This is a genomic window from Streptomyces sp. URMC 127, from assembly GCF_051386535.1.
Taxonomy (GTDB): Bacteria; Actinomycetota; Actinomycetes; order Streptomycetales; family Streptomycetaceae; genus Streptomyces.
This window is the reverse complement of the sequence record NZ_JBPQTW010000226.1, coordinates 1-10,787: the sequence shown is the minus strand read 5'-3', so window position 1 is coordinate 10,787 and position 10,787 is coordinate 1. Positions and strand designations below refer to the sequence as shown.

Here is a 10,787-nt window from a genome sequence, read left to right as displayed (position 1 = left end):
GGCCGGCCGCGGGGGAAGGTCCGCGGCCGGCCTGCGCGACCGGCGTGCCGGGGGACGCACGCCGGGGCCGGTGGGCGGGTCAGCCCAGGAGGGTGCCGCCGGTGGCGTCGATGAACGCGCCGGTGATCCAGCGGGCGTCGGGGCCGGCGAGGAAGGCGACGACGTCCGCGACGTCCTGGGGCTCGCCGACGCGGTTGAAGGCGGACAGGGCCGCCATCTGCTCGACGACCTCGGGGATGTCGAACGCGGGGTTGCCGTTGCGGGTGATGCCCGGCGCGACGCTGTTGACGGTGATGTTGCGCGGGCCCAGGAGCTTCGCGAAGTGGCGGGCGAGCTGCTCGACGGCGCCCTTGGTCATCGCGTAGGCGATCTCCTCGGGGTTGGCCACGCGGGTCAGGCCGGAGGAGATGTTGACGATGCGGCCGCCGTCGGGGAGGTTCTTCAGGGCGCGCTGGATGATGAAGAACGGGGCCTTGGCGTTGACCGCGTAGAGCCGGTCGAACTGCTCGGGGGTGGTGTCCTCCGCGGCCACGCCGCCCATGACGCCGGCGTTGTTGACCAGGATGTCCAGCGTGGTGGTGCCGGTGCGCTCCTTGAGGCCCTGCTCCAGGCCGAGGAAGAGCTCGTGGACGTCGCCGGGGACGCCGAGCTCGGCGCGGACGGCGAAGGCGCGCCCGCCGTCCTTCTCGATCGCGGCGACGACCTCGGCGGCGGCGTCCTCGTTGCTGGTGTAATGGACGGCGACGAGCGCGCCCTCCTTGGCCAGGCGGATCGCGGTCGCGCGGCCCATGCCGCGGCTGGAGCCGGTGACCAGCGCTGTCTTGCCGGTGAGGCTGCCCATGTCTGTTCTCCCGTTCGTGGCTGGAGTGGCTGGAGCGGTTGTCTGGTGCGCCGGTTCGCCGAACCAGCGGGTGAGGGCCCGGGTGAGGCCCTCGGTGGGCGCGCCGCCGGCCGGGGCGGCCCAGACCACGTGGCCGTCGGGGCGCACCAGCACGGTGGTGGCACCGGCGGGGGTGCGGTCGGTGGGGCGGGCCGTGACGGTGCGGACCAGGTGGGACCACGGGGCGGCGGCGGAGCGCAGCTGCTCGCCGTGGCCGGGGTTGCCGGTGAGGTCCAGCAGGAGGCCGCCTCCCGGCCGCAGCAGCGCCGTCGTCGTCTCCTCGGCCGGGTGCTGCGGGTCGCCGGTCCGCACCGGCCAGTGGGGCAGGCGCAGTCCGAGCAGCGGGTGGTCGCCGGCACCGACGTCGTAGCGCACGTCGAGGCCCGAGATCATGCCCGCGAGGTGGGCGCGGACCTCCTCGTGCCCGTCGATGAGCTCGCCCATGACGTCGCGGGCGGCGTCCACCTCGGGCCCGCCGAGCAGGAGCAGGGCCTGGGCGCGGATGTTGCTCAGGGTGCGCTGTCCGACGGCGTGGCGCTCGCTGTGGTAGCTGTCCAGGAGGCCGTCGGGGCCGCGCCCCTGGACCTGGGCGGCCAGCTTCCAGCCGAGGTTGAAGGCGTCCTGCAGGCCGAGGTTGAGGGCCTGGCCGCCGATGGGCATCTGCCGGTGGGCGGCGTCGCCGGCCAGGAAGAGGCGGTAGTCCCGGTACTGCGCGGCCTGGTGGGAGGCGTCGGTGAAGGCGTTGGCCCACAGCGGCGTGCCGCCGGTGATGTCCTCGCCGGTGACGCGCTTCCACGCGTCGGCGACCTCCTGGAACTCCACGTTCCCGCTGCGGGGTTCGGCGGTGCTGCCGAAGTCGCAGACCATGACGCGCGTGACGCCGTCGGGGCGGCGCGCGGCGATGGCCAGCCCGCCGGGCAGCCGCTCGAACCGGCGGTTCGGGATGTCGATGCCCGCCACGTCCGCGCGCAGGAGCTGCCGGCGGGCGCCGGCGCCGGGGAAGGCGAAGCCCCCCAGGCGCCGTACGGCGCTGTTCTCGCCGTCGCAGCCGACGACGCACTTGGCGCGCAGGTGTACGACCCCGCCGTCCGTGGCCGCCTCGGCCTCGGCGTGGTCCCCGGTGACGGTCAGCCCGCGCAGCTCGTGGCCGCGCAGGATGACCGCTCCCAGGCCGGTCGCCCATTCCGCGAGCAGTTCCTCGGTGCGGATCTGCGGAACCTTCCACTGGCCCGGGTAGGGCGTGGGAAGGGTGAGGTCGAGCGGGAGTCCGCCGAAGTGGCCCCGGGTCTCCTGCGGCACGGCGCCGAGGCCGTCGAGCAGCCCGCGGCTGTCGAGGATCTCCATGGTGCGGGCGTGCAGGGTCGAGGCCCGGGACTCGGTGGTGGGCTCGGTGAGCTGCTCGATCACGACGACGTCCGCGCCGGCCAGCCGCAGCTCACCGGCGAGCAGCAGCCCGACCGGTCCCGCCCCGACCACGATCACCTGGGTTTCCGTGTACGTGCGGGCCATGGGTCAGGCCCGCTGCTCGGCGTAGGCCTTGGCGTGGCCGAGGGTGGCGCGGCTGTTGGTGCTGAGGGCGGTGTGGACGTACTCGCGGGCCTCCGCGACGCCGGCGTCCGGGCCGAGGATCTTGGTGATGTTCTCGGTGTTGAGGACGACGGTGTGCTGCGAGGAGGCGGCGACGCCGTCCTCGTTCTCCGCGAAGGTCCAGTAGCCCGTGTGCAGCGTCATCAGCGCCGGCAGGGTGACCTGCTTGTACGCGATCTTGTGCGAGGGGAAGGTGACGCGGAAGGACTTGGTGGTGTGGGTGGAGCCGTCCTTGGCGCGGGTGTCCATCTCCAGGGTCTGCAGGCCCGGGGTGTCCTCCTCCAGGCGGACGGTCGCCACGTGCGGGAGGCGCTCGGACCACAGGTGCGCCTCGTTGATGAAGTCGTAGACGTCCTTGGCGGAGCCGTTGATCTGGACGGTGTCCTCGAAGGAGAAGGTCACCTCTTCGGCGGCGTGGGCGAGTTCGACGTTGGTCTTGAGGGCGGCGAGCTCGGAGCGGGAGTTGCGGTCGACCGCCTCGTCGATCCAGGCCAGGCCCTCGGGGTCGTCGTCGATCGCCCGGTAGTCGTGCAGCAGGCGGACGCGGGAGGTGGCGTCGTCCAGCGGCTCGATGATCCAGGTGCCGCCCATGGAGGCGACCGGCGGGGTGGAGACCTCCTGGCGGAAGGTGATCGTGAGGGCCTGCTCGTCCAGGGTGCGGTACGACGTCCAGTTCTTGGCCTCGCCGTTGGCGGTCGCCCAGATGCGGATGCGCTCGGTGGACTCGCCCTTCTCCAGGTGGTCGACGTAGATGGTGGGCGGGAAGATCCGCGGCCAGTTGGCGACGTCGGCGATCAGGCGGTAGACGGCGGCGGCCGGGGCCGAGATCGTGATCTCGTGCTCCACCTCGCGCAGGCCGGTCTGCGACATGCTGGTTGCTCCTCGGGTGACGGTGCGGGTACGGGGGCGCGGGACGCCGGCGGGGCTAGAAGTTGCCCAGGCCGCCGCAGACGTTGAGGGCCTGCGCGGTGATGGACGCGGCCGTGTCCGAGGCCAGGTAGCCGACCAGGCCGGCGACCTCCTCGGGGGTGGAGTAGCGGCCGAGGGGGATCTTGGACTGGAACTTGTCGAGGATGGCGTCCTCGGAGGTGTCGTAGGCGGCGGCGTAGCCGGCGCGCACGCGCTGGGCCATCGGCGTCTCGACGTAGCCGGGGCAGACGGCGTTGACGGTGATGCCGGTCGGGGCGAGCTCGTTGCCGAGGGCCTTGGTGAAGCCGACGACGCCGTGCTTGGACGCGGAGTACGGGGCGCCCAGGACGACGCCCTGCTTGCCGGCGGTGGAGGCGATGTTGATGATGCGGCCGCGGCTCTTCTCGCGCAGGCCGCCGGTGTTGAGGACCTCGCGGGTCAGGCGGAAGACGCTGTTGAGGTTGGTGTCGATGACGTCGTTCCACAGCTCGTCGCCGATGTCGGCGGTCACGCCGCCGCCGCTGCGGCCGGCGTTGTTGACCAGGACGTCGACGGTGCCGTAGCGGGCGACGGCGGCCGCGACGAAGGCGTGGACGGACTCCCCGGAGCGGACGTCGAGGGTGGTGCCGTCGACGTCCAGGCCCTCGTCCTGCAGCTGCTTGACGGTGGCGGCGACGTTGTCGGCGTTGCGGGCGCCGATGAAGACCTTGTGGTTCTGCGAGGCCAGGAGGCGGGCGACGGCGAGGCCGATGCCGCTGGTGGCACCGGAGACGAGGGCGACGCGCTGCTCGTGCTGCGACATGGTGGGTGGCTCCAAGAGTGGGGACGCGGCAAGGGCGTCCGGAAGCGTGGAAAAAGAGGGGCGCGGGCGTCCGCGCGGGGCGTCAGGCCGCGGCGGACTGCAGCAGGTCGTTGACGTGCGCGACCAGGGCGCGCGGGGTGCGGTTCTCGGCGAAGGCGTCGTCGTCGAAGGCGATGCCGTACTCGCGCTCGATGCGGCCGCCGGTCTCCAGCAGGGCCAGGGACTCGTAGCCGAGCTCCTCGAAGTCGGTGTCGAGGATGTCGCTGTCGAGGTCGACGCCTTCACCGGCGCCGGCGCCCTCGAGGAGGATGCGCTTGAGGTCGTCGAGGGCGAACTCCTGGTGGGACATGCGGGTCCTTTCGTGGAACAGGTGAGTGAGGGGTCGGGGCGGCGGACGGCGCTGTCCGCCGCGGGGGCCTAGTCGGCGGCGCGGACGACGACGGCCGAGTTGAAGCCGCCCTGGCCGCGGGCGACGACCAGTGCGGCGCGCACCGAGGCGGTCCGGGCCTGGCCGGTGACCAGGTCGATGCCGTACTCGGGGGCGAGCGTGACGTTCGTGGTGGGCGGGATCAGGCCCTCGCGCATGGCCAGGACGGCGGAGACCACGTCCACCGGCGCGGCGCCGGAGTACAGGCGGCCGGTCATGGTCTTCGGCGCGGTGACCGGGACGCCGCCGGGTCCGAAGACGGCGCTGAGGGCGTCGGCCTCGATGCGGTCGAGGTCGGGGCTGCCGGCGGCGTCGGCGAAGACGACGTCGATCTGCCCGGGCTCCAGGCCCGCGTCGGCCAGGGCGGTCTCGATGGCGCGGCGCAGACCGCTCTCGCGGCCGCTGCCCGGCTTGGGGTCGAAGGTGGCCCCGTAGCCGGCGATCTCGCCGTAGACGTTGGCGGCGCCGCGGGCGCGGGCGGCCTCGGCGTCCTCCAGGATCATCAGGGCGCCGCCCTCGCCGGGCACGTAGCCGCTCGCGTCGGCGTCGAAGGGCAGGTAGGCGCGCTCGGGCTCGTCGCTGGTGCTCATCCGGCCGCCGGCGATCTGCGCGACCCAGCCCCAGGGGCAGATCGAGGCGTCGAAGCCGCCGGAGAAGATGAGCTTGCTGCCCTTGCGGATCTGGCGGCGGGCCTGCGCGATGGCGTCCAGGCCGCCGGCCTGGTCGCTGACGACGACGCCGCTGGGGCCCCGCATGCCGTTGCGGATGGAGATCTGGCCGCTGTTGACGGCGTAGAACCAGGCGAAGGACTGGTACGCGCTGACGTACTGGCTGCCCTGGCTCCACAGCTTCTTCAGCTCGTTCTGGCCGAACTCGAAGCCGCCGGAGGTGGAGGCGGTCACCACGCCCATGTCGAACTCGGGGATGTCGCCGGGCTTGACGCCGGCGTCCTCGAAGGCGCAGTCCGCGGCGACCAGGGCCAGGCGCGTCATCCGGTCGGTCTGCGGGATGAGGCGACTGGGCAGGTGGTCCTCGGCCGTGAAGTCGTGGATCTCGCCGGCGAGCCGGGAGGGGTACTGGGCGGCGTCGAAGCGGGTGACGGGCCCGATGGCGTTCTTGCCGATCCGGGTCGCCGCCCAGAAGTCGTCGACGCCGAGCCCGTTGGGCGTGGCGACGCCGATGCCGGTGATGACTACCTTGGCGGTCACGCCAGGCTCCTCTCGGGACGGGCCAGCACCATCGCGCTCTGGAACCCGCCGAAGCCGCTGCCGACGGTCAGGACGGCGTCCGTGCGGTGGTCCCGGGCGGTGAGCGGGACGTAGTCCAGGTCGCACTCGGGGTCGGGGGTGTGCAGGTTGGCGGTGGGCGGCACCACGTTGTTCTCCATCGCCAGCACCGAGGCGGCGATCTCGATCGAGCCGATCGCGCCGAGCGAGTGGCCCACCATGGACTTGATGGAGCTGACCGGGGTGCGGTAGGCGTGCTCGCCGAGGCTGAGCTTGAAGGCGGCCGTCTCGTGGCGGTCGTTCTGCTTGGTGCCCGAGCCGTGCGCGTTGATGTAGTCGATGGACTCGGGGTTCATCCGCGCCTCGTCGAGGGCGACGGTGATGGCCTCGGCCATCTCGCGGCCGTCGGGGCGCAGGCCCGTCATGTGGAAGGCGTTGCAGCGCGAGGCGTAGCCGGCGATCTCCGCGTAGATGCGGGCGCCGCGCTTCTTCGCGCTCTCCAGCTCCTCCAGGACGAAGCAGGCCGAGCCCTCGCCGAGGACGAAGCCGTTGCGGGTGCCGTCGAAGGGCCGCGAGGCGTGCTCGGGGTCGTCGTTGCGCGGGGTGGTGGCCTTGATGGCGTCGAAGCAGGCCATCGTGATCGGGGAGATCGGGGCGTCGGTGGCGCCCGTGATCATGATGTCGGCGGTGCCCTCGCGGATCAGCTCGACGGCGTGGCCGACGGAGTCGATGCCGGAGGTGCAGCCGGTGGAGACCACCGTGGCCGGGCCCTCGGCGCCGGTCGCCCAGGCGACCTCGGCGGCGAAGGAGCTGGGCACGAAGTGGTTGTAGAGGTGCGAGGGCGCGTAGGTGTGGTCGACGAGGTCGAGGCGGCCGTCGTTGCTGACGACGCGGTACTCGTTGTCGAGACCGGTGGTGGCGCCGACGGCGCTGCCGATGGTCACCCCCGCGCGGTACGGGTCGAAGCCGGCCAGGTCCAGGCCGCTGTCGGCCAGGGCCTCGCGGGCCGTGACGACGCCGAACTGGGCGGCGCGGTCCATGCGCCGGATCTCCTGGGGCGTGAGCCCGTGCAGCTCGGGGTCGAAGTCGGCCTCGGCCGCGACGCGGGAGCGGAACGGCGAGGGGTCGAAGAAGGTGATCCCGCGGGTCGCGGTGCGGCCCTCGCTCAGCAGGCTCCAGAAGTTCTTGGTGCCGATGCCTCCGGGGGCCAGCACTCCGATTCCAGTGATTACTACCCGGCGGCCCACTAGTGGTCGCCTCCCATCGTGTCGGCGGACGGCTTCACTTGGCGGCCGTCCAGGAGTAGAAGCGGGTGGCCATCGCGTCGGCCGGCGAACGCCAGGTGGCCGGGTCGTAGGCCTCGATGAAGGGCTTGAGGTCCTCGCTGATGCCGATGAAGCGCGGGTCGCTCTTGGCCTCCTCGATCAGCTGACCGCCGTTGTCGTTGTCGAAGTCCTGCAGGTGGAAGTACAGGCCGCGGTACGAGAAGAGCTGACGGCGGCGGGTGCCCATGCGGTGGGGCATCTCGGTGGCGTCGAACTCGCCGAAGAGGCGGGCGACGTCGGCGCTGGAGCCCGGCTCCATGCGAGCCACGATCAGGGTGCTGTGCATGAGGGTGCTGTCTCCTTGGACAAGGGGCGTGCGGGGCGGTGGGGGTGACGGCCGGGAGGTGACGGCCGGGAGGTGACGGGCTGGGCGTCAGGCGCCGAGCGGGCTGCCGAACCAGCGCTCGAGGGCCATGGTCAGGTCGTGGTGGCTGCCGGGCGCGGCCCAGGCGATGTAGCCGTCGGGGCGGACGAGCACGGCGGAGGTGCCGGCCAGGCCGCTCGCGGCCGAGACGTCCTGCGCGGTGGCCGTGACGATGTCGACGCGGTCGGCCCAGCCCGCGGCGCGGGCGCGCAGCGTGGCGTTGTCCTCCAGGTCGAGCAGGACGGGCCGGGCGGCGCGCAGCAGCTCGGTGCTGCTCGTCTCGCGGCCGGCGGCGGTGCGCAGGGCCAGGCGGGGCATGCGCTTGCCGAGCAGCGGGTGGGTGCCGGTGCCGACGTCGTACGTGATCTCCAGGCCGGAGACCATGCCGGCCAGGTGGCGGCTGACCTCCTCGTAGCCGATGAGCTCGGTCAGCACGTCGCGCAGCGGCTGCACCTCGGGGCCGGAGAGGAAGAGCAGGCCCTGGGCGCGGGTGTTCATCAGCAGGCGCTGCCCGACCGGGTGGCGCTCGCCGTGGTAGGTGTCGAGCAGGCCCGCGGGGGCCTTGCCCTTGACGACGGCGGCGAGCTTCCAGCCGAGGTTGACCGCGTCCTGGATGCTGGTGTTCATGCCCTGGCCGCCGGCCGGCAGGTGGATGTGGGCGGCGTCCCCGGCGAGGATGATGTTGCCGCGCCGGTACTCGGTGACCTGGCGGGTGGCGTCGCCGAAGGAGGAGACCCACTCGGGCTCGCCGTGCGAGATGTCGGTGCCGGTCAGGCGCTTCCAGGCGGCCGCGACCTCGTCGTACGACGGGGGCGTGGTGCGGCGCTGCGGCGGGGTGCCGCGCTCGCAGACGATGATGCGGGTGATGCCGCCGGGCAGCGGGCCGACCATCACCATGCCGCCGGGGAGGGTCTCCCCGATCATGCGCGGTTCGAGGTCGAGGCCGCGGACGTCGGCGAGGAACATCTCCATCGTGGCGGCGGTGCCGGGGAAGTCGAAGCCGGCCGCCTTGCGGACCAGGCTGCGGCCGCCGTCGCAGCCGACGAGATAGCGGGCGGTGAGGGTGTGCTCGCCCTCCGGGCCGCGCACCGCGACCTCGACGCCCTCGCCGGTGTCCTTGACGGAGAGCAGCTCGTGGCTGCGGCGCAGGTCGGTGCCCAGGCTCGTGACCCACTCCTCCAGCACCGTCTCGGTGTGGGACTGGGGAACGGACTTGGCGGCCTGGTGGGCGCCCTCCAGGACCCCGAAGTCGACGGGCAGGCCGCCGAAGTGGCCGACGTTGCTGGTCTCGACCTCGCCGAAGCGGGAGAGCAGACCGCGCTGGTCGAAGATCTCCATGGTGCGGGCGGTGAACCCCAGCCCGCGGGATTCCCCGGTGCGCTTCGCGAGCCGCTCCAGGACGATGACCTCCACCCCTGCGAGCCGCAGTTCGCCGGCGAGCATGAGCCCGGCCGGACCGGCGCCTGCGACAATCACCGCAGCGTCCATGGACCTCTCCTTGCAGTTGGTTTTTCCTTGGCGGAACCGCATCGGCGGCCGGATGCCGGAGGCAGCACTCCGGCGGCTTTCGGCATCAGCGTCTGCAGCTTTCCCGTCATGGGTCAAGATGCGGTTTGATGCGGTTTCTCAAAGCTCTGGTGAGAAACTGTCAGAGAATTGCAAGGTCCGCTCGCGGGAGCGATTACTTTCGCCTTTCCCTCGCTGCGGCCGCTTTCCGGCGCCGCGCGACCGGGATTTCCCGACAGCTCTGCGGACGTTACGAAAACTATTCTTCACCCCTGCCCTGCGGGTCAAGTGCCGTTTGTTCAGGGGAGTGTGAACTCATGTCAGCGAATGGCAAGATCCGCTGTGGTCCCGTAAAAGAACGCGGATTCCGGCCCCTTCTCGGGCAGACTCGCGGCCATGGCCGTTGCCGTATCGGCCGTGTCCGCCGCAGGCGCGGACGGCTCCCGCCGGGGACTCTCCCCGCGGTTGAGGACGGCCCGGAACGTAATGGGGGAAGAGACATGCAGGAAGTGAACGGGGCAGTGACAGGCGGCCCTCGGCGCGTGGTGCCGTGCCGCGGGGCGGGCTGCCGGGCGCGGGAGGCGGCCGGGCGCGGCCGGCAGCACCGGCGCTCCGCGGTGGCGCCCGCGCTGCTGTGCGCGGCGTGCCGGGCGCGGCTGGGCCTGGAGCTGATGCGGCTGCCCGGCCTGTACGAGGAGTGCGCGCTCGCGCTGGGGGCCTCCGGGCCGCGGCGGGAGAAGGTCTCGGGCGGTCCGCTGCCGGGCATGCCCTTCAACGCCACGGCGGCCGACGTGCGGGCCGCCGTCATGGGCGTGCTGGGCGCGTGGGCGGCGCTCGTGGTCCAGGAGCGGGGCGCGGCCGCCCCCCGGCGGGACGCCGCCGCCCTCTCGCGCTTCCTGCTGCAGCACGTGGGCTGGCTGGCCGCGCACCCGGCGGCCGGCGAGTTCTCCGAGGAGGTCGCGCGCGTGGTGCGCAGGGCCCGGCGGGTCATCGACCCGGACGCGGCCCGGCAGGTGGCGGTGGGCGGCTGCGTGGAGCCCGGCTGCACGGGGTCGCTGACCGCGACGGTACGGGCGCGGGCCCCGCACGAGCCCGCCGAGATCACCTGCGACGCCGACGCCGCGCACCACTGGCTGGGGCACCAGTGGCTGCAGCTGAGCCGGCGCGCGGCCCGGCCGGGGACGCGGTGGATCAGCGCCGCGGACATCGCCCGGCTGTGGGGCATCGCGCCCGGCAGCGTCTACCGCCACGCCAGCCAGTCCCAGTGGCGCCGCCGGACGCGGGCGGGCCGCACGTACTACCACGAGACGGACGTCCAGCGGACGCTGGCGGCGCGGGGAGCGGAGCCCGCGGGCAGCGCGGTGAGCTGAGCCCAGCGTTTAGGGGCGCCCTGGGAGCCGCCACGGCGGGCGCCCTCCACCAGCCCTGGGCTCGCCCCCTTCCTTGCGCCGCGGCAGCGGGCGCCCGTAACCCCCGGGCGCGGGGCGCGCCCCATTCCCTCCGCCGCGACGGCGATCGCCCCCACCGGGCAGCCCGGCGGTGCCGAACCGGCCTCAGGTCGGCACGGCACCGCCGGCATGCACCGCGGGGGCGGGCCGCCGCTGCGGCGGAAGAGGGGGTGCGGGCGTCCTTCCCCCCGCGGCGGGCAAGGGCTCGCGGTCACCGCGCCGCACGCGTCGAAGGGCCGGTACGGATCCCGTACCGGCCCTTCTTTGGCTGCGGGGTCGTGTCAGACGCGCGCCGTCTCGATGACGTGGGGGG

Annotated in this window: 9 protein-coding genes; 1 reads left to right on the top strand and 8 read right to left on the bottom strand. The window is 73.0% G+C overall.

The features are described from left to right. Window positions 1-79: 79 nt before the first annotated feature. From ACSNOH_RS29605 to ACSNOH_RS29570, 8 genes are all read right to left on the bottom strand, one after another. Window positions 80-2,389, bottom strand: coding sequence for an SDR family oxidoreductase (locus ACSNOH_RS29605; protein WP_436724521.1), 2,310 nt, complete (start codon window positions 2,387-2,389; stop codon window positions 80-82). A 3-nt stretch (window positions 2,390-2,392) separates the two neighbouring features. Then, window positions 2,393-3,337, bottom strand: a complete 945-nt coding sequence (locus ACSNOH_RS29600) for an aromatase/cyclase (RefSeq protein WP_436724520.1) — start codon at window positions 3,335-3,337, stop codon at window positions 2,393-2,395. A gap of 55 nt (window positions 3,338-3,392) precedes the next feature. Beyond that, a complete protein-coding gene (gene fabG / locus ACSNOH_RS29595; RefSeq protein WP_436724519.1) occupies window positions 3,393-4,178 on the bottom strand; it encodes a 3-oxoacyl-ACP reductase FabG in 786 nt (261 codons plus the stop codon). A gap of 82 nt (window positions 4,179-4,260) precedes the next feature. Beyond that, window positions 4,261-4,527 carry an acyl carrier protein gene (locus ACSNOH_RS29590; protein WP_436724518.1) on the bottom strand — a complete coding sequence of 89 codons (267 nt, stop codon included), beginning with the start codon at window positions 4,525-4,527 and terminating at the stop codon, window positions 4,261-4,263. A 68-nt stretch (window positions 4,528-4,595) separates the two neighbouring features. After that, on the bottom strand, window positions 4,596-5,813 hold the full coding sequence (locus ACSNOH_RS29585; protein ID WP_436724517.1) for a ketosynthase chain-length factor: 1,218 nt from the start codon (window positions 5,811-5,813) through the stop codon (window positions 4,596-4,598). Further along, window positions 5,810-7,078, bottom strand: coding sequence for a beta-ketoacyl-[acyl-carrier-protein] synthase family protein (locus ACSNOH_RS29580; protein ID WP_436724516.1), 1,269 nt, complete (start codon window positions 7,076-7,078; stop codon window positions 5,810-5,812). The genes ACSNOH_RS29585 and ACSNOH_RS29580 overlap by 4 nt, the downstream gene beginning before the upstream one ends. 34 nt (window positions 7,079-7,112) lie before the next feature. After that, entirely contained in the window at window positions 7,113-7,442 is a 330-nt protein-coding gene (locus ACSNOH_RS29575) for a TcmI family type II polyketide cyclase (RefSeq protein ID WP_436724515.1), read from the bottom strand. Between the two features lie 87 nt (window positions 7,443-7,529). Then, window positions 7,530-9,008 (bottom strand): FAD-dependent monooxygenase, encoded by a 1,479-nt coding sequence (locus ACSNOH_RS29570; protein ID WP_436724514.1) that lies wholly within the window; start codon window positions 9,006-9,008, stop codon window positions 7,530-7,532. A 518-nt stretch (window positions 9,009-9,526) separates the two neighbouring features. Between ACSNOH_RS29570 and ACSNOH_RS29565 the strand changes: the two genes are divergently transcribed. Beyond that, window positions 9,527-10,396: a hypothetical protein gene (locus tag ACSNOH_RS29565; RefSeq protein ID WP_436724513.1), complete on the top strand. Its 870-nt coding sequence runs from the start codon at window positions 9,527-9,529 to the stop codon at window positions 10,394-10,396. The last annotated feature ends 391 nt before the right edge of the window (window positions 10,397-10,787 follow it).